Below are 23,497 nucleotides of genomic sequence, written 5' to 3'. Positions count from 1 at the left end.
GACTTTATGTCGCAGCAAGTAGTTTGCTGTTTGTTGAGAGCTGATTGTCTCTGTTAGTGGTGAGTGTTAAAAGGTGGAGATGGTGTCTTAATGTGTTTGTTAAGTTGTTGTGTTCAGTGATGAAGTTGTTTAAATAAAAAAGCCCCGGCTCTTTCGAATCGGGGCTTTGCACTTCAGAGGTTGAACCTTACAACACCGGGTAGTCGATGTAGCCGACCGCGCCCTTGGAATAAAACAGCTCAGGACGTGGCTCATTCAACGGCGCATCGGCCTTCAAACGTGCCGGCAGGTCCGGGTTGGCAATGAACGGCACACCGAAGGCGACCGCATCAGCCTTGCCGCTGGCCAGCCAGGCGTTGGCGCTGTCTTTGGTGAAGCGTTCGTTGACGATGTACGGGCCGCCGAACGCCTCTTTCAATTGTGGACCCAGGCTGTCGCTATCTTCTTTCTCGCGGGAGCAGATGAACGCAATACCACGTTTGCCCAGTTCGCGAGCGACGTAAGTGAAGGTCTCGGCCAGGTTGTCGTCGCCCATGTCATGGGAGTCGGCGCGCGGTGCCAGGTGCACACCGACGCGGCCAGCGCCCCAGACTTCGATTGCGGCGTCGGTCACTTCCAGCAGCAGGCGCGCACGGTTTTCCAGGGAGCCGCCGTAGTGGTCGGTGCGCTGATTGGTGCTGCTTTGCAGGAACTGGTCGAGCAGGTAACCGTTGGCACCGTGGATTTCCACGCCGTCGAAACCGGCCGCCTTGGCGTTCTCGGCCCCGACGCGGTAGGCGTCGACGATGTCGGCGATTTCAGCGGTTTCCAGGGCGCGCGGGGTAGGGTAGTCGGCCAGTGGGCGAACCAGGCTGACGTGACCTTTTTGCTGGATGGCGCTCGGTGCGACCGGCACCTCGCCATTCAGGTACGACTCGTGGGAAACCCGGCCGACGTGCCACAGTTGCAGGAAAATCTTGCCGCCCGCGCCGTGGATAGCCTTGGTGACGTTGGCCCAGCCACGCACTTGATCGTTGGACCAAATGCCCGGGGTGTCCGGGTAGCCGACGCCCATCGGCGTGACCGAAGTGGCCTCGCTGAGGATCAGGCCGGCCGAGGCGCGTTGTACGTAGTACTCGGCCATCAGCGCGTTTGGTACGCGGCCTTCGTCGGCGCGGCAGCGGGTCAGCGGCGCCATGATGATGCGGTTGGCCAACTCGAGGTCGCCCAGTTTGATCGGATCGAAAATAGTCGTCATTTCAGTACAACCCTCGTGAGGTATCAGTTAGTCGCAGGAGCCAGTTCGGGATTACCGCTCTGACGGAAAGTAATCAGGGTCACCAGCAGGGCGAGTACCGCCAGTGCGGCTGCCGCGAGAGGAACGCTGGTCAGGCCGAAACCGTGGGCGATAACGCTGCCACCGACCCAGGCACCCAGTGCGTTGCCGATATTGAAAGCGCCGATGTTCAAGGTCGACACCAGGTTCGGTGCGGCCTTGCCGTAGGTCACGACGTTCACTTGCAGGGCGGGCACGGCGGCAAAGCACGCGGTGGCCCAGAGGAACAGGGTGATTTCGGTCGGAATCAGCGCAACGCTGGTCCAGGTCAGTACGGTCGAGATCACGGCCATCGAGATAAAGACGCCGATCAACGTTGCGGCCATGCCTTTGTCAGCCAGCTTGCCGCCGATGATGTTGCCGACCGTCAGGCCCAGGCCGATGAGCATCAGGGTCCAGGTCACGCCTTTGGGCGAGACGCCAGTGACATCGCCGAGCAGCGGGGCGACGTAGGTGAACAGGGTGAATACGGAAGCCGCGAACAACGCGGTCATGCTCAACGACAGCCAGATCCCGGCGCCTTTGAGGGCGCGCAGTTCGGCGCGCATGTCGAGTTTCTCTTCATCGCGCTTGGCTGGCAGGAAGCGGATCAGGCCGATCAACGCGATCACACCAATCACGGTCACCGCCCAGAAGGTCGAACGCCAGCCGGCTTCCTGACCGAGCGCGGTGCCCAGTGGAACGCCGAGCACGTTGGCCAGGGTCAGGCCGGTGAACATCAGGGCCACGGCCGAAGCTCGTTTGTTCGCAGGCACCAGACCTGCCGCCACCACCGAACCAATGCCGAAGAACGCACCGTGGCAAAGGGCGGTAACCACACGGGCAAACATCAGCACGTTGTAGTCGGTGGCCATTGCACAGAGCAGGTTGCCGACGATGAAAATCCCCATCAACGCTACCAGCGCGGCCTTGCGCGGCAATCGAGAGGTGGCCAGTGCCATGAACGGCGCACCAATGGCCACGCCGAGGGCGTAACCGGTCACCAGCCAGCCGGCGCCGGGGATAGACACACCGAGGTCGGCCGCCACATCGGGCAGCAAGCCCATGATGACGAACTCGGTGGTGCCGATGGCGAAGGCGCTCAAGGCCAGAATGAGAAGCGAGAGGGGCATTGTTTAATTCCTGGTCGGAGCGCTGAGCTCCTTGACGATGGCGTCGAGGAACGCCTGGATCACGTCCTCGTTGCGTTTGAAAAAGTGCCATTGACCGGCTTTCTGGCTGCTGATCAGTCCCGCACGTTGCAAGTTCGCCAAATGGGCGGACACGGTCGACTGCGACAGGCCGCAGCGTTGATCGATCTGTCCGGCGCAAATGCCGTACTCGTGGTTGTGGATCTGTTCCGGGAACTGGGCTTTTGGATCTTTCAGCCAGATGAGGATGTCTCGGCGTACTGGGTGTGCCAGGGCTTTTATTATTTCGTCGAGGTCGATGGTCATGGTTTGGGCTCGTGATGAGTAAAACGCTATATCGCGATGAGGCGAACTTTAAATCGTTATTTCGCGATATACCAATATGGTTTTGATCTGATAACCACGTAAATTGGTATATCGGGTTATAACGATATGGATAGCGCAGTGCTAAGCTGCGCCCATGAACTATCTCGCACATCTGCACCTCGGTGGCCAGCGCCCCGGTCAATTGCTCGGCAGTCTGTATGGCGATTTCGTCAAAGGGCGGCTGCAAGGGCAGTTCGATCCGGAGATCGAAGCGGCCATCCAGCTGCATCGCAGCATCGATGTCTTTACCGACCGCCATCCGTTGGTGGACGTTTCGTTGTCACGGTTTTCCATGACCCGCCGGCGTTACGCCGGGATCGTGCTTGACGTGTTTTTCGACCATTGCCTGGCGCGTGACTGGACGCTGTACTCGGATCTGCCACTGGAGCAGTTCACTTCGGGCGTGTATCGGGTGCTGTCCGCCGAGGCGCAGTTGCCGGAACGGCTGGCGCAGATCGCGCCGCACATGGTCGCCAATGACTGGTTGGGTTCTTACCGGGAATTTGCGGTGCTTGAGCAGGTGCTGCGGGGGATTTCACGGCGGCTGACGCGGCCGGAGGAGCTGGCCGCAGCGATGCAGGAATTGCGGGTGTTGTATGAACCGTTGAGCGAAGATTTTCGGTTGTTCTATCCGCAGCTTCAGGACTTTGCCCGAATCAATGTGGGAGCGAGCTTGCTCGCGATGAGGCCATAGCCGTCAGCATTGATGGTGACTGGTAGATAGCTATCGCGAGCAAGCTCGCTCCCACAGGGTTCTTTGTTGAATCAGAGATTGTATCAGGCCGCGATGGCAGGTCGCATCGGGGCTTGTTGGGTCTCCGGAATCGCCCCAAACAACACCTTCTGCACCGCCTGCTGCGCCTCGAATGCCAATGCAGCACGCTCCCGACCTTCACAAGCAATCGGCTTGAGCAAATGAATCTCCACCTCACCCCGATCATGGGCAAACAAGCGCATCAAGTGCGAGAGCAAATCATCATCGCCAATGAACGGCGCCAGCGAATCGAGCTCCCCGTCGCGCAGATAACGAATCGCCACCGGCTGCAACTTCACTTCTGAGTCGATCGCCGCAGACAGCAGGCGACCATGAAACGTGCGCAGCGAACGGCCATCCGTGGTGGTGCCTTCCGGGAACATCAGCAGCGGATGTTCCTGCTCCAGATGACGGGTCATCTGTTTGCGGATCAACTGACTGTCACCTGAACCGCGACGGATAAACAAACTGCCGGCCTTGGCCGCCAGCCAGCCCGCCACCGGCCAGGTGCGCACTTCGGCCTTTGAAAGAAACGACAGCGGCGTGAGCATGCCCAGCAGCGGAATGTCGGTCCAGGACACGTGGTTGCTGACCCAGAGCATCGGCGCCTTCGGCAATTCACCGTGCATGGTCACGCGAAAGGGCAGGGCATTGCTCAGGCGCGCCATGAAAAATCGCGACCAGCGTTGGCGACGGACCATCGAATGAGCAATCCCCAAACGCTCGAATAGCCCGAACACACCGGCCATGCTCAAACCCAGCGCCACCACCACCAACACTCGCGCAATCCGCGCGTACACCCGTAACCGACTCATCATACGGCCGCCTTGAAGTGCTTGGCATAACGCGGGCAGAGTTCGTCGCGCTTGAGCAGGATGAACACGTCGGCGACCTGGAAGTCTTCGTCCCAGCACGGCTCGCCACAGATCTTCGCGCCAAGACGCATGTAGGCCTTGAGCAGCGGTGGCATTTCGGCGATGACGTTGGACGGGATGTCGAGGCTTGGCAGCGGTTTTTTCGGTTCGGCCCGAAGGTGTTCGGTGCACAGATAACGTTCGCGCAGTCGCTGCATGATCGCGTGGGCCTGGATGCCGCCGTCCTGCATCGGGATGCTCGCGCAACCCATCAAATAGCTGTAGCCGCCCTGGTTCAGCACTTCGGCCAGTTCGCCCCAGAGTACGGCGATGGTGCCGCCGTTGCGGTAGGCCGGGTCGACGCACGTGCGGCCGATTTCCAGGATCGGGCCTTTGAGATGGACCAGGCCATGCAGGCTGAATTCTTCTTCGCTGTAGAACTTGCCCAGGCTGCTGGCGGCCGTGTGGTCGAGCAAACGGGTGGTCGCCACCAGTCGCCCTGTGTTCAAGTCACGCACGCCGATGTGGGCGCAGTGAACATCATAATCATCCATGTCCAGACCCAGCTCCGCGCCTTTCAGCTTGGCGTTGAATTCGCCGCTGAACACGTTGAAGCGCAGGGCCTGGGCTTCCTGCAAGGCCTCGGCGCCCACCAGGCGTTCGGCTTGCAGGCGGCGTTCATTGCCGGTGTCGCTGATGCGGGCGATCTGAGTCATTGTGAATCTCCATACGGGCCGGTCACCCGTCTTGGGTTGCAGCCGATCGACTTTCTTTATGCAGCCGTGTTGTGCAAAGTCAGGCTATGTAGCCCCGGTGTCATCGCCATGAAGCTTTGGTGATGCTTATATGACAGCCCACGAGGAGCCTCTTATGCCCTGGCAAAACCTGCTGCGCCGCCGCGATCGTCTGCCCGCCAACCCGGACCTGGGCGAGGGGTTCGCGACCTTGTTGCACCAGTTGGGCAACGTCACGCCGTTCGAACTGGCGGTGGCCGGCGGGCGTTTGATGTCGACGCCGGGGCTGGCGTTTCTGGTGGGGTATCAGGCGGCGTTGCGCATGCTCTGGCCGAGCGCGCCGCTGAGCCTCGGTGCCTTGTGCGCGACCGAACAGCGCAGCCTGCGGGTGGCGGACATGCAGACCCGTCTGCACGATTTGCGTCTGAGCGGGCGCAAGGATTTTGTCACTGCAGGCGATGCCGCCGATTGGCTGCTGATCGCGGCCCGCAGTGAAGCTCCCGACGAAAAACCGCGCCTGAGTCTGGCGGTGGTCTATCCCGATGAACCCGGCGTGCGTCTGGAGAAGCTACCGGCGATCCCGTTGATGCCAGACATCAGCCATGGCCGGCTGTTTCTCGATAACGCTCAGTGCGAACTGTTGGCGGGGGATGGCTGGGATGCGTACATCAAACCGTTCCGCACCCTTGAAGACATTTACGTTCTGAGCGCCATGACCGCCTGGCTGTACGGCATCGGTCAGGACAGCGACTGGCCGCAAGCCTTGCAACTGCGGTTGCTGGCGCTGCTGGCCGGGTGTGCGGAAGTCAGCCGGCAGGCGCCGAATAATCCGTCCGGGCATGTGTTGCTTGCAGGCTTGTTTGCGCAGTTCGATGGGCTGAAGGCTGAGGTGGCTCAGGCACTGGCCGATGGCCCGCAGCATTGGGCGGCGATGTGGCAGCGCGATCAGGGCGTGATGGATTTGGCGGCGGGGGCGCGGGGGAAGCGGTTGGCCAAGGCACTCGCGGGATCTTCGCTGGATTGACCGGCCTCATCGCGGGCAAGCCCGCTCCCACATTTTGAAATGCATTCCCCTGTGGGAGCGAGCCTGCTCGCGAAAGCGGCTTCATTAACACCACAACTTCCAAAACTGTCATCAACCTCGACTAGGCTCAGCAGGTCCATCCCTCCGAGCCCCCACCATGTCCAAAGGCTTGTCCCTGATTTTCGGGCTGATGCTCAGCTTCACAACCCACGCCGAAAACTGGCCTGCCGAGCAATGGCCCACCGGCCCGACAATCACCGGGCCAGCGCTTCAAGCGCTGGAGACTTACGCCTTCCCACCCCGTGATGAGGCCACCCGAAAAGGCATCCGCACCGATGCCTTGCTGGTGATCCGCGACGGTCAACTGATCTACGAACGCTACGCCGGCCCGACCACCGCCGACACCCCGCACCTGACCTGGTCCATCAGCAAAAGCCTGATGGCCACGGTCCTCGGCGTGGCCTATGGCGAAGGCCTGTTCAAACTCCAGGACCCGGTACAGAGATTTTATCCACCGCTGGAAAAACACCCGACGATGGCCATGGCCGACCTGCTGCACTGGGCCTCGGGCCTGGACTGGCAGGAAGACTATGAATACGCGCCGTTGAAATCCTCGGTGGTCGCGATGCTCTACACCCGTGGCCACCCGGACATGGCCGCATTCACTACCGATCACGGTGAATACGCCAAACCCGGTCAGGCATTTCGTTACTCCAGTGGCGACAGCAATCTGTTGTCCGCCGCGCTGAAAACCATCGTCGGCCCGAACCGGTATCCGGACTACCCATGGACTGCTCTGTTCGAGCCCTTGGGCATTCGCCACGCCGTTTGGGAAACTGATGCCACGGGGACGTTTGTCGCTTCATCCTATGCCTACCTCACCGCCAGGGATCTGGCCCGCGTCGGTCTGTTGATGGCTCGCGATGGTCGTTGGGGCGACCGGCAATTGCTGCCCAAAGACTGGGTCGCCTTCAACCGCGAACCGTTCGCCCACTATCAAGCCCATCAGGACGACGCCGTGCCCGGTGGCCATTGGTGGCTTAACCGCGCGGTGGATGGCGCAGCAAAACCCTGGCCCGATGCACCCGACGATACCTTCGCCGCGCTGGGCCATTGGGGTCAGGCGATGTACGTGATTCCCAGCGAAAACCTGGTGATCGTGCGCTACGGCGATGACCGCGACGGCCGCTACCGGCACAACGATTTACTCAAGCTCGCGCTCAAGGCATTTGCCGCGAAGGTGCAGCCATGAAGCGTTGCAGCTTTGTTCGTCGCCGACCGTTCAGCACGCTGTTGTTGATTCTGCTGATCGCCTTGCTCGGCTGGATTTGGCAGGAACGCGTGGCGCTGTGGGCGTTCCCGGACATCATCAGCGCCTACACCGCCAAGGAATATTGTTCGTGCCGTTACGTGATGAACAACCCGGCCGAGTACTGCCACGGCTATGTGAAGCAGTGGTTGCCGACCAGTGGCTTTACTGATGACACCGCCAGCAAGCGCGTCACCGTCAGCGGCATGGGCCGCAGCAACAGCGTCGAGTGGATTGGTGAACGCCAAGGCTGCCGCCTGAATCCCTGAAACCCTCCTCAGGTTCCACGTGGTGGAACCACATTCGATTGTCCTCGCGGCTCACACGCGGTTATCTGGCGGTGAGCGCGACCTGCCTTGATGTGTCGCGAAATCACTGCGAACAAAAAGAACGGGAATACACCCGGCCCGAGGACAATCGTCATGACCCGACATCAGCACATTCTTGCCTGGCTCAACGACGTGGCCAGCGACCTGCACGCCACGCGCCAGGACATCCACGCTCACCCGGAACTCGGCTTCGAGGAAAACCGCACATCGGCATTGGTGGCCAAATCCCTCGAAGAATGGGGTTATGAAGTTCACACCGGGATCGGCAAGACCGGCGTGGTCGGCGTCCTGCGCAACGGCAGCGGTTCACGTAAATTGGGGCTGCGGGCGGACATGGACGCCTTGCCGATCCTCGAGAATACCGGCGCGGTTTACAGCAGTCGGCATCAGGGCTGCATGCACGCCTGCGGTCATGACGGTCACACCACGATGTTGTTGGGCGCCGCGCGTTACCTCGCCGCGACCCGTCAGTTCGACGGCACCTTGACTCTGATTTTCCAGCCCGCTGAAGAAGGGCAGGGCGGCGCCGAAGCGATGCTCGCCGATGGCCTGCTGGAGCGGTTTCCCTGCGATGCGCTGTTCGGCATGCACAACATGCCGGGCTTGCCGGCGGGGCATCTGGGCTTTCGTGAAGGGCCGATGATGGCGTCTCAGGATTTGCTCACGGTGGTCATCGAAGGCGTGGGCGGACACGGCTCGATGCCGCATCTGGCGGTGGACCCACTGGTGGCGGCAGCCAGTGTGGTCATGGCCCTGCAAACCGTGGTTGCGCGCAACATCGACGCGCAGCAGGCCGCCGTGGTGACCGTCGGTGCCTTGCAGGCCGGCGAGGCCGCCAACGTCATTCCGCAACAAGCCATCTTGCGCCTGAGCCTGCGTGCACTGAACGCCGAAGTCCGCGAGAAAACCCTCGACCGCGTGCGCGCGATCATCGAGTCCCAGGCCCGCAGCTTTGGTTGCAGTTCGACAATCGAACATCGCCCGGCTTACCCGGTGCTGGTCAATCACGCCGCCGAAACCGAGTTCGCCCGGCAGGTCGGCGTTGAACTGCTCGGTGCCGACGCGGTGGACGGCAACACGCCAAAACTCATGGGCAGCGAAGACTTCGCCTGGATGCTGCAACGCTGCCCCGGCGCCTATCTGTTCATCGGCAATGGCGTCTCGCGGCCGATGGTCCACAACCCCGCTTACGACTTCAACGACGACATCCTGCTGACCGGCGCGGCGTATTGGGGCGCGCTGACCGAGAGCTGGCTGAAGCCCGCCTGACGACCTCACTTTCTACTGCCGCTGGATCGGGCGCGCATCGTCGCGTCCGTTATCGCCCAACAGGTTTCTGGAGAGTTCCCCATGCAGACTTCGAGCACAGGCGTTTCGCGCACCCGGCAGGTGGTCGCCGCCGTTATCGGCAACGCCCTGGAATGGTATGACTTCATTGTTTACGGTTTTCTGGCGAGCATCATCGCCCGGCAATTCTTTCCGTCTGAGGACGAATACGCGTCACTGCTGATGGCGCTGGCGACCTTCGGCGTCGGGTTTTTCATGCGCCCGGTGGGTGGCATTCTGTTGGGCATGTATTCCGACCGCAAAGGGCGCAAGGCCGCGATGCAGATGATCATCCGTCTGATGACGGTGTCCATCGCGCTGATCGCGTTTGCGCCCAACTACGCGGCCATCGGCATGGGCGCACCGTTGTTGATCGTGGTCGCGCGGATGCTCCAGGGCTTCGCCACGGGCGGCGAATACGCCAGCGCCACGGCGTTTCTGGTGGAAAGTGCCCCCGCGCACAAAAAGGGTTTGTACGGTTCCTGGCAATTGGTCGGGCAATGCCTCGCGGTGTTTTCCGGGGCGGGGATGGTGGCGTTGTTCACTCATCTGCTGTCCCCCGAGGCGCTGGATAGCTGGGGCTGGCGAATTCCGTTCATGATCGGATTGTTGATCGGCCCGGTGGGCCTGTGGATTCGCAAACACATGGAGGAACCGGAAGAATTTCTCGAGGCGCGCAAACAGGCCAAAGGTGCGAGCCCGAGCCTGCTGCAAGTGATCCGCGAACATCGGCGCAGCATTCTGGTGTCGATGGGCCTGGCGTGCGGTGCGACAGTGTCGTTTTACGTGGTGCTGGTGAACATGCCGACCTTTGCCCACAAGAACCTCGGCCTGCCGCTGGATCAGGTGCTACTGGTGCAAATGCTCGCCGTTGCCGTGATGACCGTGATCATTCCACTGTCCGGCGCGCTGTCGGACCGTCTCGGGCGGCGCCCGGTTTTGATGGCGTTCACTTTGGCGTTTTTCGTGATGGTGTATCCGCTGTACGTGTGGGTCGCGGCGGCGCCATCGGTGGAGCGTTTGCTGGCGATGCAACTGTTGTTGTGCAGCGCTATTGGCGGGTTCTTCGGCCCGGCGCCGACCGCACTGGCCGAACAATTTCCGATCGAAGTGCGCTCCACCGGGGTGTCGGTGGCGTACAACGTTGCGGTCATGGTCTTCGGCGGTTTCGCACCGCTGATCGTCACCTGGCTCAGCAAGGTTCTGGCGACGCCCGTGGCGCCGGCCTTCTATGTCCTGTTCGCTTGCGTGCTGACGCTGATGGGCACTTACTGCATGCACGAAGCGCCACGCGCTAAAAAATCCGAAGCACTTAATCTTGAGGTGAAGCCTTGAGCATCAATCCGATTGTTGAAATGGACGCCGATTCATTGTCGCGGGCGATTCACGCTCGCCGGGTTTCCTGCCGTGAAGTGATGCAGGCCTATCTGGCGCAGATCGAACGCTTCAATCCGCAGGTCAATGCGCTGGTCTCGCTGCGCCCGGCCGATGAGTTGCTGGCGGAGGCCGACGCCTGCGACCGGCAGTTGGATCAGGGCCAGTCCCGCGGCTGGATGCACGGTATGCCGCAAGCCATCAAGGACCTGGCGGCGACTGCCGGTTTGCGCACGACCATGGGCTCGCCGCTGTTCGCCGAGCAGATCCCGCAACACGACGCGATCAGCGTGGCGCGGGTTCGCGACTGTGGGGCGATCATCATCGGCAAGACCAACGTCCCGGAATTCGGCCTCGGCTCGCAGACCTACAACAGCGTGTTCGGCACCACCACCAACGCCTACGACCCGACGTTGGTCGCTGGCGGCAGCAGCGGCGGGGCGGCGGTGGCGCTGGCGTTGCGCATGCTGCCGGTGGCCGACGGCAGCGACATGATGGGCTCGCTGCGTAACCCGGCGGCGTTCAACAATGTATTTGGCTTTCGTCCGTCACAAGGCCGCGTGCCTCACGGGCCGGCGCCGGACCTGTTCGTCCAGCAACTGGCCACCGAAGGACCGATGGGCCGCAGCGTGACCGATGTCGCCCGCTTGCTCGGCACTCAGGCCGGTTATGACCCGCGGGTGCCGCTATCGCTCACGCAGAGTCCGGATATTTTTGCCGAGACGCTGGTGCAGGATTTCAGTGATGTGAGGCTGGGTTGGCTGGGGGACTACAACGGCTATCTGCCGATGGACGACGGCGTGTTGAGCCTGTGCGAATCGGCTCTTGAGGATTTCGAGGCGCTGGGTTGCCGGGTCCAGGCCTGCCGGCCGGACTTTTCCATGGAACGCCTGTGGCAAACCTGGCTGGTGCACCGACACTGGCTGGTGCAGGGCAGCCTCGGCGCGCTGTATGCCGACCCGCAGAAACGCGAAAAACTCAAACCCGAGGCGCAATGGGAAATCGAAGGTGGTCTGCGTCTGACGGCGGCGGATGTTTATCAGGCGTCGGTCAGTCGCAGTGATTGGTATCGGGCCTTGAGCGAGTTGTTCGAACGTTACGATTTTCTGCTGTTGCCCACCGCGCAAGTGTTCCCTTTTGATGCACAAACCCCTTGGCCGCGCGTTGTCGGCGGGCAGAGCATGGACACCTATCACCGCTGGATGGAGGTGGTGATCGGGCCGACCCTGGCCGGTTTGCCGAGCATGAATGTGCCGATTGGATTCAGCCCGGCCGGGTTGCCCATGGGCCTGCAAATCATCGGCCCGGCTCAGGCCGATCGGGCGGTGCTGCAACTGGCTTACGCCCATGAGCAACTGACGCAATGGGTCAAACGTCGGCCACCGGGTTGTCTGCAAGACACCTGAGTTCACCGAGCGGGCCCGCATCTTGCTGCAAAAAGCGATCATCCATCCGGGCTATTCCATCAGGGCTTAGGGAGATCGAAACCATGGACAGCAAGGCAGAAACTGGCAGCGTGCGTTCCGTTGAACGGGCGCTGGCCATCGTCGAACTGCTGGGCGAGCATCAGGCGTTGGGTCTGGAGGAGTTGCACTACCTGACGACCCTGCCCAAGGCCACGGTGTCGCGGATGTTGCTGACTTTGCAGGAGCAGGGCTGGATTTATCGCGGCTTGAGCGACCGGCGTTATCGGCTGTGCGCCAAGCGCCTGTTCGGCGACAGTCAGCAGCGTTTCAAACGGCGACTGGTGGAAAGCGCTGCGCCGCTGTTGCTGGAGTTGAGCGAGCGCACCGGGCTGGTGGCGGACCTGTCGAGCTTCGACGGCGAGCGGGTGGAAGTCATGGAAAGCGCGATCCCCACGGTGCTGCGCAAGCGCTACCCGAACAACTGCCAGATCGTCGGTCAACACGCCAGCCTGTTTCATTCGGCCATGGGCCGGGCATGCCTGGGCGAGCTGGATACCCAAGAAGTGGAGCGGCTGGCCGGACGTGAACGGCTGACCGATGAGAGCCTCTTCAGCGCCAGCGAACAGGCGTTGCATCAGGGTTTCGGCCAGCGCACGGAAGGTTACTGGGAATACCCGGTGCGCCTGCCGTTCCTGATTCGGGCGGTGGCCTTGCCGCTCCATGCCGACGGTCGACTGGTCGGCAGCATGGCGTTGCACTGGCCGATGGATCAGGCGCCAGTGGAGCGAGTGCTGAGCCTGCACCTGAGCAGCCTGGCCGCCACCATCGGCGATGTGCAGCACGCGTTGGCGTGACCCTATATCCAAGATGCGCACGACCTGTGTAGCAGCTGGCGAAGCCTGCGTTCGGCTGCGAAGCAGTCGCCAATCCAGCCACCTCGGTCTCCCTGTAAAACCGCAGCGCCTGATTTCACGACTGCTGCGCAGCCGAACGCAGCCGAACGCAGCCTTCGGCAGCTGCTACACAAGTTTGCAATTGGCTCACGGGCGGTTAAGGTTCGTGCAGGTTTATCTGCCCCACGAGTCTCTATGTTCAACCGCTTCCTCTGCAAAACCCTCGCCTTCCTGCTGCTGGCCGGTGCCACCCTGTCGGCCCACGCCGATTGGTATCTGGACGGCGAGTCCTCGCGGCTGTCGTTCATCAGCACCAAAAACGCCAATATCTCCGAAGTGCAACGCTTTCTGGTGCTGCACGGCAAGGTCGATCCCAAAGGCCTGGCCGAGGTGGAAGTCGAGATGGACTCGGTCAACAGTGGCATCCCGCTGCGCGATGAACGCATGCGCAAGGACCTGTTTGAAATCCAGACTTTCCCCGAAGCACTGATCACCGCGCAGATTGATCTACGCCCGATCAACGATCTGGCACCCGGCGCGCAACTTGAATTGCGCCTGCCGCTGACCGTCAACCTCCATGGCAAACAACACGAATACAACGCCGAACTGCTGGCAACCCGCCTCGATGACCGACGCTTCCAGGTGGTGACCCTCGAACCGCTGATCATCAATGCCGCGGATTTCGACCTGGCCCCCGGCCTGGAAAGTTTGCGCAAGGTCGCCGGTTTGTCGGCTATCAGTCTGTCGGTGCCGGTGGGTGCGGTACTGATTTTCACGGCGCGCTGACATGGCCGGCGCAATTTTCCCCTGGCGTGAAGGCAACCGTTTTGAACTGTTGATTGACGGTCCGCAGTTTTTTCCACGAATGTTGGTGGCGATTGCCCGCGCCGAAGAGCAGGTCGAACTGGAGCTGTACCTGGTGGAGGCGGGTGCCTGTGCCGAAGCGATGGTTCAGGCGTTGGTCCAGGCTGCCGAACGTGGCGTGCGCGTGCGCTGCCTGTTCGACGATTACGGCAGCCTCGCGTTCACCCTGACTTTGCGCCAGCGATTGATGGCAGCGGGCGTGGAGCTGCGTTTCTACAATCGCCTGAGCTGGCGGCGTTGGGTCGGCAACTTCTATCGCGATCACCGCAAGCTGTTGCTGGTCGATCAGAGCATGGCCGTGGTGGGCGGCACCGGGGTGACCGATGAGTTCTGGACGCCGGGCGAAGACACCAGCGAATGGCACGAGGTGATGGTGGAAATCACCGGTCCCTTGGTCATCGACTGGCAGTTGCTGTTCGACCGCCAATGGATCGCCAACCGCCATCGGCGCGCCTGGAAACCAGCCTCCCATTTCGGATTGCCGCGCCTGCCCCGCGTACCGTCCGCGGGCGAGGGCATGGGCCGGGTCGCCTATGCCGACGCCCGCCAGCACCGGGACATCCTGCAATCATTGATTCGCGCGCTGAACAGCGGCCAGCGGCGGATCTGGCTGGCGACGCCGTATTTCCTGCCGACCTGGAAAGTCCGCCGCTCACTGCGCCGGGCAGCCGCCCGAGGTGTCGATGTGCGCCTGCTGCTGACCGGGCCGCGCACCGATCACCCGTCGGTGCGCTACGCCGGGCATCGCTACTACCCGCGATTGCTCAAGGCCGGGGTGACGATCTTCGAGTACCAGCCGTGTTTCCTGCATTTGAAAATGGTCCTGATCGACGACTGGGTGAGCATCGGCTCGTGCAATTTCGATCACTGGAATCTGCGCTTCAACCTGGAAGCCAACCTTGAGGCACTGGACCCGGGGCTGACGCGTGCGGTAGCGGCGAGTTTCGAGAGGGACTTTGCGCAGAGCCAGGAAGTCAGCCTGGAAGCGTGGCAACGCCGGCCGCTATGGCGGCGGGTGAAGCAAAGGATTTGGGGATGGGTGGATCGGCTGGTGGTGAATCTGCTGGATCGACGCGGATAGTCGTCACACCAAAAACCACTGTGGGAGCGAGCTTGCTCGCGATGGCGGCTTAATATTCAACAAAGATGTTGGATGTTATGGCCTCATCGCGAGCAAGCTCGCTCCCACAGGTTTTGCGGTGTTTGAACAATTACAGCAATTCAAAACTCTGCTGCGTCACGTCCTGTGAATCCAGGCCGATCTCCACGTTAAACTTGCCCGGTTCTGCCGCGTACTTGAGCTGTGTATTGAAGAACTTCAGGTCATCCTCGGTGATGGTGAAGTGCACGACTTTCTGTTCGCCGGCCTTCAGTGTGATTTTCTGGAAGTTCTTCAGTTCCTTGATCGGACGGATCATCGAGCCGGTCACGTCCTGGATGTACAACTGCACCACGGTTTCGCCGTCACGCTTGCCGGTGTTCTTCACCATGACGCTGGCGTCGAGCTTGCCGGTTTTGTTCAGCGTGGTCGACGACAGCGCCATGTCGCTCAGGCTGAAATTGGTGTAGCTCAGGCCGAAACCGAACGGGAACAGGGGACCTGTGGTGTCATCGAAATACTGCGAGGTGTAGTTGCCCGGTTTGCCCGGCGTGAACGGCCGGCCAATGCTCAGGTGGTTGTAGTAGGTCGGAATCTGACCCACCGAGCGCGGGAAGGTGATCGGCAATTTGCCCGACGGGTTGTAGTCGCCGAACAGCACGTCGGCGATGGCGTTGCCGCCTTCGGTGCCGCTGAACCAGGTTTCCAGAATCGCGTCAGCCTGTTCCTTCTCTTCGAGAATCGACAGCGGACGGCCGTTCATCAACACCAGCACCAGCGGTTTGCCGGTGGCCTTCAGGGCCTTGATCAAGTCGCGCTGGTTGGCCGGGATGTTCAGGTCGGTGCGGCTCGACGATTCGTGGGACATGCCACGGGATTCGCCCACCGCTGCGACCACCACATCGGCATCCTTGGCGGCTTTCACGGCTTCGTCGATCAGCTCTTGGGCCGAGCGCGGATCGTCCACCACTTCCGGTGCGTCGAAGTTGAGGAAGTTCAGGTAATCCAGGATCTTCTTGTCGTTGGTGATGTTGGCGCCGCGAGCGTAGATCAGCGTCGATTGCGCGCCCAGTGCGCTGGTCATGCCGTCGAACAGAGTCACCGATTGCGCGGGTTTACCCGCGGCGGCCCAGCTGCCCATCATGTCGATCGGAGCCTTGGCCAGCGGGCCGACCAGGGCGATATTCGCGGTTTTCTTCAGCGGTAAGGTTTCACCCTGGTTCTTCAGCAACACCATGCTGCGGCGCGCGACGTCACGGGCCTCGGCGCGGTGCAGACGGCTTTCGGCGTAAGTGTCGGCCGGATCATCCTCAGCCTTGCCGATGCGCAGGTACGGGTCCTTGAACAGGCCCATGTCGTACTTGGCGGCGAGCACTTCACGCACCGCGTTGTCGATGTCGCTTTGCTGGATCTCACCCGCCTTCAACAGCCCCGGCAGCTCTTTGCCATAAAGGGTGTCGTTCATGCTCATGTCGATGCCAGCCTTGATCGCCAGCTTCGCGGCTTCGCGACCGTCACGGGCGACGCCGTGTTTGATCAGCTCGAAAATCGCCCCGTGGTCGCTGACGGCCAGGCCTTTGAAGCCCCATTGCTTGCGCAACAAGTCATTCATCAGCCAGGTGTTGGCGGTGGCCGGCACGCCGTTGATCGAGTTCAGCGCGACCATCACCCCGCCAGCACCGGCGTCGATAGCCGCACGGTACGGTGGCAGGTAGTCCTGGAACATCTTGACCGGGCTCATGTCGACGACGTTGTAGTCGCGACCGCCCTCGATCGCGCCGTACAGGGCAAAGTGCTTGACGCTGGACATGATGCTGTCGGCCGCGTTCGCGCCCGTGCCCTGGAAGGCTTTGACCATCACGCCGGCGATGCGCGATACAAGGTACGTGTCTTCGCCGAAGCCTTCGGAAGTCCGGCCCCAACGCGGATCGCGGGAGATGTCGACCATCGGCGCGAAGGTGATGTCGAGGCTGTCTGCCGCGGCTTCCTTGGCGGCGATGCGCCCGGACAGGCCAATGGCGTCCATGTCCCAACTCGAAGCCAGGGCTATCGGGATCGGGAAAATGGTGCGGTGGCCGTGGATCACGTCATAGGCGAAGAACATCGGGATCTTCAGCCGGCTGCGCATGGCCGCGTCCTGCATCGGGCGGTTTTCCGGGCGGGTGATCGAGTTGAACGTGCCACCGATGTTGCCGGCTGCGATTTCCTTGCGGATCAGCTCCCGAGGCATTTCCGGGCCGATGCTGATCAGGCGCAACTGGCCGATTTTTTCATCGAGGGTCATTTGCTTCATCAGGTTGCTGATGAACGCGTCCTTGTTTTCCAGAGGTGCGGGCGTCGTGGCGGCCAATACGTTATGACTGGCCAGGCTGACGAACAGGCCCAGCAAACACAGCTTCTTCATGAATAGTTTTCTCAAAAGCCTAAACGGCAGTGAATACGCGCCGGTCAGCCAAAATTTAGGGAGCGACTATTGTTGTTCAGGTAAATGCAGCACACTTCTGCGTGTTTTTTGCGCTGGGGCATCTTTTAGCCCATTGGCTCGATGCAATCCAGTAGTGGCCGCAGATTATGCCCCAAGAGCCGGGTTCAAAGTTCGAAGGTTGTTTTTCAACGGAATGTGCAAGGGAGCATCAACCAGATGAATGTACGACACCACTATCGGTCGAGCCTGCAGGTTGCAGCCTTGATGTTGCTGACCACACTGCTGGCTGGCTGCGGGATCAACACGATCCCGACCCTCGACGAACAGGCCAAGGCCGCTTGGGGCCAGGTGCAGAACCAGTACCAGCGCCGTGCCGACCTGATTCCCAACCTGGTGGAAACCGTCAAGGGCTACGCCCAGCATGAGCAGGAAACCCTGACTGCGGTGATCGAAGCCCGGGCCAAGGCTACGTCCATTCAGGTGGACGCCAGCACGCTGGACAATCCAGAAAAACTCAAACAGTTCCAGCAGGCCCAGGATCAGCTGACCGGTGCCTTGAGCCGTTTGATGGTGGTGTCCGAGCGTTACCCGGACCTCAAGGCCAACCAGAACTTCCTGGCGCTGCAATCGCAACTTGAAGGCACCGAGAACCGTATCGCCGTGGCGCGTCGGGATTTCATCCTCGCCGTGCAGAAATACAACACGGAACTGCGTACCTTCCCCGGTCGCCTGTGGCACAAGGTGATGTACAGCGATTTGCCGATCCGCGAAACCTTCGAGGCCACCAGCCCCGATGCGGAAAAAGCGCCTCAAGTGAAGTTCCAGTAAGCGCCGCAAGGGGCTTGAAGCATCACCAAGGATGAGGTTGCCAATGCGTGTGTTGAAAGTTGGCCTGGTGCTGTTGCTCTGGGTGTTTGCCCTGACGGCCCAGGCTGCGTTGAAGTTTCCGGAACTGACCGGGCGGGTGGTCGATAACGCCCAGATGATCGAGCCTGCGGTGCGTGAGCAGCTGACGCAACAGCTTCAGGCCCATGAAAAAGCCACCGGCGAGCAGTTGGTGGTGGTCACGTTGCCGGATTTGCAGGGTACCGACATTGCGGACTTCGGTTATCAACTGGGGCGCTACTGGGGCATCGGCCAGAAGGACAAGAACAACGGCGCGCTGCTGATCGTTGCGCGTGACGATCGCAAGCTGCGGATTGAAGTGGGTTATGGCCTGGAAGACCGGCTGACCGATGCGCAGAGTTCAGTGATCATCAATCAGGTGATCACCCCGGCGTTCAAGACCGGCAACTTCAGCAAGGGCATCAGCGACGGGGTTGCGGCGATGCTCGTGGTATTGGGCGGCAATCCGCTGGATGAACCGTCCACGGTGTATGACTCCGGCGGCAATCAGGAAAGCGACTTCGTCTCACGGCATCCGGGGATCTTCGTGTTTCTGGTGATGCTGTTCATCCTGACGATGTTTGTCTGCCAGATGCTCGGGATCCTGCCCAGCGGCGGCGGTGGTCGAGGCGGTTCGAGCGGCGGGTTCGGCGGTGGAGGTTTTGGTGGTGGCGGTGGAGGCGGGGGCTTCAGCGGCGGCGGGGGCAGTTTCGGGGGAGGCGGTTCCTCGGGCGGCTGGTGATCACATAACAATAGCGAGTGGGCATTCTTAAACATGGCATTACTGACCGAACACGAACAACGCAAAGTTGCCGAGGCGATTGCCCGGGTCGAGCGCGACACCGACGCCGAACTGGTGACCGTGCTCGCGGCCCGCGCCGACGACTACGCGTACATCCCGCTGCTCTGGGCCAGCCTGCTGGCGCTGGTCGTGCCGGGTGTCGTGCATTACCTGACCGGCTGGCTGACCATGCACAGCTTGCTGCTGGTGCAATGGATCACGTTCATCGTGCTGTGCCTGGTGTTCCGGATTCCGAAAATCACCACCCACCTGATCCCGCGCTCGGTGCGTCATTGGCGCGCCTCGAACCTGGCACGCCGGCAGTTTCTGGAGCAAAACCTGCACCACACAGTGGGCAGTACCGGCATGCTGATATTTGTCTGTGAGGCTGAACGCTATGTGGAAATCCTGGTGGATGAAGGGATTTCGAAACGGCTGGACAACAAGAACTGGGATGGAATTGTTGCGGCGTTTACGCACCAGGTGAAGCAGGGGCAGACGTTGCAGGGGTTTGTGACGTGTGTGGAGGCGTGTGGCGAGTTGCTCAAAGTGCATGTGCCGGTGACGCATGTGAGGAATGAGTTGCCGAATCGGTTGGTGGTTTTAGGCTGATCTCAGCAGCGACGCATCCCCTGTAGCAGCTGGCGAAGCCTGCGTTCGGCTGCGCAGCAGTCGTAAAACCAGCACACGCGGTGCATCAGGAAGACAGTGAATACCGGATTCACGACTGCTTCGCAGCCGAACGCAGGCTTCGCCAGCTGCTACAGATCGCACCGTTCGGTAAATAACTGCGTGTCCCAGAGAGCCATCCCCCCTAAAATACCCGCCACTCCCCGATCCGCACCGCCCGAGGCCGTTTTTCCCATGTCTGTCACCGCCACTCCCGCCAGCCTCGCGCCGGATCACCACGCCCAGTTCATCGACCTGCTGCAAACCAGCCTCGACGATAACGCCTTCATCAAACTGGTGCTGGCCAAGTACGTCGGCACTGAAGTGGATTTGCAGCGGCTGATCATCAAGCAGCTGACGGTCAAGGATCAGCCCTGCCTGTCCTTCGTCTACCGCTACAAGACGCGCGACATCACCAAGAATTTGCCGATTGCAGAGGGCGTAGCGACCATCGCCGCACTCTTGCCGGCATCGTTCAAAAATGCGCATTTGCTGTCGCTGACTGATGAAGCTCAGCTCGAATACAGCAAAAAGGGCAAGTCTTCGCTGTTCAAGAGCAAACCTCAGCAATTGCGTGAAGTGCCATCCGCTGAGCATAACCGCGAGAAGAACCGCTTTCTCGACCTGAACCGGCCGTTCCTCGCCGACCTTGGTGTGACGAACAGCAAGCACGAGCTGATCCCGGCGATGTCGCGCAAGTGGAAGCAGATCAACAAGTTCATCGAAGTCTTCAGCCACGCACTGACCACGTCACCACTGGCGCTGGACAAACCGGTTCAGGTGGCGGACTTCGGCTCGGGCAAGGGTTACCTGACGTTCGCGATCCACGACTACCTGCGCAACACCTTGAAGGCCGAAGGCGTGGTGACCGGCGTCGAGTTGCGCGAAGAAATGGTGGATTTGTGCAACGCCGCGGCCGCAAAGCTCGAACATCCGGGGCTGGTGTTCAAGTGCGGTGATGTGCGCAGCGTCGCACCGAGCGAGCTGGACGTGATGATCGCGCTGCATGCCTGCGACATCGCCACCGACTACGCGATTCACACCGGTATTCGTTCCGGCGCCTCGATCATCATGTGCTCGCCGTGCTGCCACAAGCAGATCCGCCTGCAGATCCAGAGCCCGGCGCTGCTCAAGCCGATGCTGCAATACGGTCTGCATTTGGGCCAGCAGGCGGAAATGGTCACCGACAGTTTGCGTGCGTTGTTCCTGGAAGCCTGCGGTTACGAGACCAAGGTCTTTGAGTTCATCTCACTGGACCACACCAACAAGAACAAGATGATCCTGGCGGTCAAACGTGCCGAGCCGGTTGATCCGGCCCAGCTGTTGGTGAAGATTCAGGAGCTGAAGGATTTCTACCACATCAGCGAACATTGCCTCGAAACCCTGCTGCGGGCCGATGGGTTGCTGGTTGCTAAGGCTTGACCTGAATCCCTGCCGGTAACGTGCCCGGTTGCGCCGGGCGCACGGCGGTCTTGCGTCCCAACATCACGGTCACGATCACCCCGGCGGCAAACAGCCAGGTGATCGGCTCGATGTGTTCGCCGAAGAACAGCGCCGAAAAAGCGATGGTGAAGAAGATCTGCAACAGCTGGATCTGACTGACCCGGGCAATACCGCCCATCGCCAGCCCGGCGTACCAGGCGAAGAAGCCGATGAACTGCGAAAACAGCGAGACGTAACCGAAGGCCCACCAGGTCTTGGCCGAAATCTCGCCCTGATGTTGCAGCGCCAGGTACACCACCGGCCCGATCAGCAACGGCGTCGACAACACCAGCGCCCAGCAGATCACCTGCCAACCGCCCATCTCCTTGGCCAATCGGCCGCCCTCGGCGTATCCCAAACCACCCACGGCAATCGCCCCGAGCATCAGCAAATCACCGGCCTGAATGCTGCCGGCCCCGCTGATCAGCGCATAACCCAGCACCAGCGCACTGCCCAGCGCAGCGCAGGCCCAGAAGGCTTTCGACGGTCGTTCGTGGGACAACCACGCGGCGTACAGCGCCACGCACAACGGCTGTAAGCCGTTGACCAGTGCGCCGTGGGACGCCGGCAAGGTTTGCATGGCCCAGGCCGACAACACCGGGAAGCCGAGGATCACCCCGGCAATCACCAGGGTCAGGCCTTTGACCTGTTTCCACGTCGGCCATTTTTCCCGACGCCACAGCAACAGCAACGCCGCCGGAACCGCCGCGAACAGCGCACGGCCCAGGCCGTTGAGCAGCGGATGGAGTTCCTGCACGACGATCCGTGTGAAGGGCAGGGTGAGGCTGAAGATCACAACGCCGAGCAGGCCGAGGGCCATGCCGGTGTTTTCGCGCGAGGACATGATGGCAACCAGAATCCAGGGGGGCGGGAAGACCTTCATCTAGCCATAAACCGTGCAGGCTGCGGTGTTACAGCTAGGTGCAGAGTTATCCGTACAGTTTGAGGACGCCGTAGTAGCTGGTTATTACCCGACCCCGCAGATAAGGACTACTTTGAATACTCCTGCAGGCCCACGTATTTTCTAGAGGAGTCCTCCCCATGGCGGCTAAAAAAATTCTGATGCTGGTCGGCGATTACGTCGAAGACTACGAAGTGATGGTGCCGTTTCAGGCACTGCTGATGGTTGGCCACACGGTGCACGCGGTTTGCCCGGACAAAACCGCCGGTCAGACCGTGCGCACGGCGATCCATGACTTCGAAGGCGACCAGACCTACAGCGAAAAACCCGGTCACCTGTTTGCCCTGAACTTCGACTTCGCCAAGGTCAAATCCGAAGACTACGACGCCCTCCTGGTACCGGGCGGTCGTGCGCCGGAGTACCTGCGCCTGAACGAAAAAGTCCTGGAACTGGTGCGAGCGTTCGACAAGGCCGGCAAACCGATCGCGGCCGTGTGTCACGGTGCACAATTGCTGGCGGCCGCGGGAATTCTCGAAGGTCGCGAGTGCAGCGCTTACCCGGCCTGTGCGCCGGAAGTGCGCCTGGCGGGCGGTACGTTCATCGATATTCCGGTGACGGAAGGTCACGTACAAGGCAATCTGGCCACTGCCCCGGCTTGGCCGGCGCACCCGAGCTGGCTCGCCGGTTTCCTCGGGTTGCTGGGCACCAAAATCACGCTGTAACGAGGGACCTTTCCATGTGCGAGCTCTACGTCAAAGCCGATCCGATTCTCTACGAGTCGCGCTCCCGCTCGCTGCGCATCTGCGGGGTGGTCACCACCCTGCGGCTGGAGAATCAGTTCTGGGACATCCTCAGCGAAATCGCCGAGGCCGACGGCATGACCACCAACCAGTTGATCGCCAAGTTGTATGAAGAGGTGATGGACTACCGCGGCGAGGTGGTGAATTTCGCCTCGTTTTTGCGGGTCAGTTGTACGCGGTATTTGACTCAGCGGCGGGTGCAGACACCGGAGTTATCAGTGGTGCGCGCGGTGGTGAAGTAGGGCAGGTTGGTCTTTACTCTGAAGCGCGAAACCTCTCAATTGCCAAGGAGAAACAGCATGTCTGGATGGTATGAAGTGAGCAAAAGCAGCAATGGTCAGTTCAAATTTGTACTGAAGGCCGCCAACGCGGAAACCATTCTGACCAGCGAGCTGTACACCACCCGCGCTGCCGCTGACAAAGGCATCGCGTCGGTTCAGAGCAACAGCCCGAAGGATGAACGCTACGAGAAGAAAACCACCAAGGATGGCCATCCTTACTTCAACCTCAAGGCCGGTAACCACGAGATCATCGGTAGCAGCGAGGCTTACACCTCCGCTGCCGCGCTGGAGAAAGGCATCGCCAGCGTAAAGGTCAACGGGCCGACCACGGTGATCAAGGACAAGACCTTGCCCGTTCTCTGAATCCACCATCAATCCCTGTGGAGCGGGCTTGCCCGCGATGACGGCTTAACAGTCAACGAAGAGGTTGAATGTAAGATCGCCATCGCGGGCAAGCCCGCTCCCACAGGAGGGGAGGTGAACACAAAATAAGTGA

24 protein-coding genes are annotated in these 23,497 nt (G+C 60.9%); 17 read left to right on the top strand and 7 right to left on the bottom strand.

The features are described 5' to 3' along the window. Nucleotides 1-187: 187 nt before the first annotated feature. The 3 genes from ACMXYI_RS00120 to ACMXYI_RS00110 are packed head-to-tail and all read right to left on the bottom strand — an operon-like array spanning nucleotide 188 to nucleotide 2,751. On the bottom strand, nucleotides 188-1,237 hold the full coding sequence (locus ACMXYI_RS00120; RefSeq protein WP_415770946.1) for an alkene reductase: 1,050 nt from the start codon (nucleotides 1,235-1,237) through the stop codon (nucleotides 188-190). 23 nt (nucleotides 1,238-1,260) lie between these two features. Next, the gene (locus ACMXYI_RS00115) at nucleotides 1,261-2,427 is read right to left on the bottom strand and encodes an MFS transporter (RefSeq protein WP_008152916.1); all 1,167 of its coding nucleotides are present in this window, start codon (nucleotides 2,425-2,427) and stop codon (nucleotides 1,261-1,263) included. 3 nt (nucleotides 2,428-2,430) lie between these two features. After that, a complete protein-coding gene (locus ACMXYI_RS00110; protein WP_129441841.1) occupies nucleotides 2,431-2,751 on the bottom strand; it encodes an ArsR/SmtB family transcription factor in 321 nt (106 codons plus the stop codon). Nucleotides 2,752-2,905: 154 nt separating this feature from the next. Here ACMXYI_RS00110 and ACMXYI_RS00105 point away from each other — a divergent pair, with 154 nt between their 5' ends. After that, nucleotides 2,906-3,505: an ACP phosphodiesterase gene (locus tag ACMXYI_RS00105; protein ID WP_415770945.1), complete on the top strand. Its 600-nt coding sequence runs from the start codon at nucleotides 2,906-2,908 to the stop codon at nucleotides 3,503-3,505. Nucleotides 3,506-3,588: 83 nt separating this feature from the next. On the opposite strand, the gene ACMXYI_RS00100 is transcribed toward ACMXYI_RS00105, so the two are convergent. After that, the gene (locus tag ACMXYI_RS00100) at nucleotides 3,589-4,380 is read right to left on the bottom strand and encodes a lysophospholipid acyltransferase family protein (RefSeq protein WP_415774003.1); all 792 of its coding nucleotides are present in this window, start codon (nucleotides 4,378-4,380) and stop codon (nucleotides 3,589-3,591) included. Next, a complete protein-coding gene (gene olsB, locus ACMXYI_RS00095) occupies nucleotides 4,380-5,135 on the bottom strand; it encodes an L-ornithine N(alpha)-acyltransferase (RefSeq protein WP_008152922.1) in 756 nt (251 codons plus the stop codon). The genes ACMXYI_RS00100 and olsB overlap by 1 nt, the downstream gene beginning before the upstream one ends. 154 nt (nucleotides 5,136-5,289) lie before the next feature. On the opposite strand from olsB, the gene ACMXYI_RS00090 reads away from it, so the two are divergent. From ACMXYI_RS00090 to ACMXYI_RS00050, 9 genes are all read left to right on the top strand, one after another. Further along, nucleotides 5,290-6,177, top strand: a complete 888-nt coding sequence (locus ACMXYI_RS00090) for an acyl-CoA dehydrogenase (protein ID WP_415770944.1) — start codon at nucleotides 5,290-5,292, stop codon at nucleotides 6,175-6,177. 157 nt (nucleotides 6,178-6,334) lie between these two features. Further along, complete coding sequence (locus ACMXYI_RS00085) at nucleotides 6,335-7,429, top strand: serine hydrolase domain-containing protein (RefSeq protein ID WP_415770942.1); 1,095 nt, start codon at nucleotides 6,335-6,337, stop codon at nucleotides 7,427-7,429. Beyond that, nucleotides 7,426-7,755 carry an amidase gene (locus tag ACMXYI_RS00080; protein ID WP_415770941.1) on the top strand — a complete coding sequence of 110 codons (330 nt, stop codon included), beginning with the start codon at nucleotides 7,426-7,428 and terminating at the stop codon, nucleotides 7,753-7,755. The genes ACMXYI_RS00085 and ACMXYI_RS00080 overlap by 4 nt, the downstream gene beginning before the upstream one ends. Nucleotides 7,756-7,908: 153 nt before the next feature. After that, a complete protein-coding gene (locus tag ACMXYI_RS00075) occupies nucleotides 7,909-9,084 on the top strand; it encodes a M20 aminoacylase family protein (protein ID WP_415770939.1) in 1,176 nt (391 codons plus the stop codon). A gap of 81 nt (nucleotides 9,085-9,165) precedes the next feature. After that, nucleotides 9,166-10,476 (top strand): citrate-proton symporter, encoded by a 1,311-nt coding sequence (locus ACMXYI_RS00070; protein ID WP_415770937.1) that lies wholly within the window; start codon nucleotides 9,166-9,168, stop codon nucleotides 10,474-10,476. Then, nucleotides 10,473-11,921: an amidase gene (locus ACMXYI_RS00065; RefSeq protein ID WP_415770936.1), complete on the top strand. Its 1,449-nt coding sequence runs from the start codon at nucleotides 10,473-10,475 to the stop codon at nucleotides 11,919-11,921. The genes ACMXYI_RS00070 and ACMXYI_RS00065 overlap by 4 nt, the downstream gene beginning before the upstream one ends. Before the next feature lie 83 nt (nucleotides 11,922-12,004). Further along, on the top strand, nucleotides 12,005-12,775 hold the full coding sequence (locus ACMXYI_RS00060) for an IclR family transcriptional regulator (RefSeq protein ID WP_415770935.1): 771 nt from the start codon (nucleotides 12,005-12,007) through the stop codon (nucleotides 12,773-12,775). Nucleotides 12,776-13,009: 234 nt separating this feature from the next. Beyond that, nucleotides 13,010-13,600, top strand: coding sequence for a YceI family protein (locus ACMXYI_RS00055; RefSeq protein ID WP_403142679.1), 591 nt, complete (start codon nucleotides 13,010-13,012; stop codon nucleotides 13,598-13,600). Between the two features lies 1 nt (nucleotide 13,601). Next, on the top strand, nucleotides 13,602-14,759 hold the full coding sequence (locus ACMXYI_RS00050) for a phospholipase D-like domain-containing protein (protein ID WP_415770933.1): 1,158 nt from the start codon (nucleotides 13,602-13,604) through the stop codon (nucleotides 14,757-14,759). Between the two features lie 130 nt (nucleotides 14,760-14,889). On the opposite strand, the gene bglX is transcribed toward ACMXYI_RS00050, so the two are convergent. Then, nucleotides 14,890-17,181: a beta-glucosidase BglX gene (gene bglX / locus ACMXYI_RS00045; RefSeq protein WP_415770932.1), complete on the bottom strand. Its 2,292-nt coding sequence runs from the start codon at nucleotides 17,179-17,181 to the stop codon at nucleotides 14,890-14,892. A 237-nt stretch (nucleotides 17,182-17,418) separates the two neighbouring features. Between bglX and ACMXYI_RS00040 the strand changes: the two genes are divergently transcribed. The 4 genes from ACMXYI_RS00040 to ACMXYI_RS00025 all read left to right on the top strand — a co-directional run bounded on the left by ACMXYI_RS00040 (nucleotide 17,419) and on the right by ACMXYI_RS00025 (nucleotide 20,959). Then, on the top strand, nucleotides 17,419-18,030 hold the full coding sequence (locus tag ACMXYI_RS00040) for a LemA family protein (RefSeq protein WP_415770930.1): 612 nt from the start codon (nucleotides 17,419-17,421) through the stop codon (nucleotides 18,028-18,030). Between the two features lie 43 nt (nucleotides 18,031-18,073). Then, entirely contained in the window at nucleotides 18,074-18,829 is a 756-nt protein-coding gene (locus tag ACMXYI_RS00035) for a TPM domain-containing protein (RefSeq protein WP_415770928.1), read from the top strand. A 33-nt stretch (nucleotides 18,830-18,862) separates the two neighbouring features. After that, nucleotides 18,863-19,480, top strand: a complete 618-nt coding sequence (locus tag ACMXYI_RS00030) for a TPM domain-containing protein (protein ID WP_415770926.1) — start codon at nucleotides 18,863-18,865, stop codon at nucleotides 19,478-19,480. A 252-nt stretch (nucleotides 19,481-19,732) separates the two neighbouring features. Continuing rightward, the gene (locus tag ACMXYI_RS00025) at nucleotides 19,733-20,959 is read left to right on the top strand and encodes a class I SAM-dependent methyltransferase (RefSeq protein ID WP_415770925.1); all 1,227 of its coding nucleotides are present in this window, start codon (nucleotides 19,733-19,735) and stop codon (nucleotides 20,957-20,959) included. Here the strand turns inward: ACMXYI_RS00025 and ACMXYI_RS00020 are convergent. Continuing rightward, nucleotides 20,949-21,863, bottom strand: coding sequence for a DMT family transporter (locus ACMXYI_RS00020; RefSeq protein ID WP_282481961.1), 915 nt, complete (start codon nucleotides 21,861-21,863; stop codon nucleotides 20,949-20,951). The genes ACMXYI_RS00025 and ACMXYI_RS00020 overlap by 11 nt on opposite strands. Before the next feature lie 197 nt (nucleotides 21,864-22,060). On the opposite strand from ACMXYI_RS00020, the gene ACMXYI_RS00015 reads away from it, so the two are divergent. From ACMXYI_RS00015 to ACMXYI_RS00005, 3 genes are read left to right on the top strand one after another with little or no spacing between them, the layout of a single operon-like run. After that, complete coding sequence (locus ACMXYI_RS00015) at nucleotides 22,061-22,642, top strand: DJ-1/PfpI family protein (protein WP_008152949.1); 582 nt, start codon at nucleotides 22,061-22,063, stop codon at nucleotides 22,640-22,642. 14 nt (nucleotides 22,643-22,656) lie between these two features. Then, nucleotides 22,657-22,962, top strand: a complete 306-nt coding sequence (locus ACMXYI_RS00010) for a ribbon-helix-helix domain-containing protein (protein WP_415770923.1) — start codon at nucleotides 22,657-22,659, stop codon at nucleotides 22,960-22,962. A 57-nt stretch (nucleotides 22,963-23,019) separates the two neighbouring features. Beyond that, nucleotides 23,020-23,364: a YegP family protein gene (locus ACMXYI_RS00005; RefSeq protein ID WP_415770922.1), complete on the top strand. Its 345-nt coding sequence runs from the start codon at nucleotides 23,020-23,022 to the stop codon at nucleotides 23,362-23,364. Nucleotides 23,365-23,497 lie beyond the last annotated feature (133 nt).

It is taken from the genome of Pseudomonas lyxosi (genome assembly GCF_047758685.1).
Classification (GTDB): domain Bacteria; phylum Pseudomonadota; class Gammaproteobacteria; order Pseudomonadales; family Pseudomonadaceae; genus Aquipseudomonas; species Aquipseudomonas lyxosi.
This window is presented reverse-complemented; position numbering and strand designations above follow the sequence as displayed.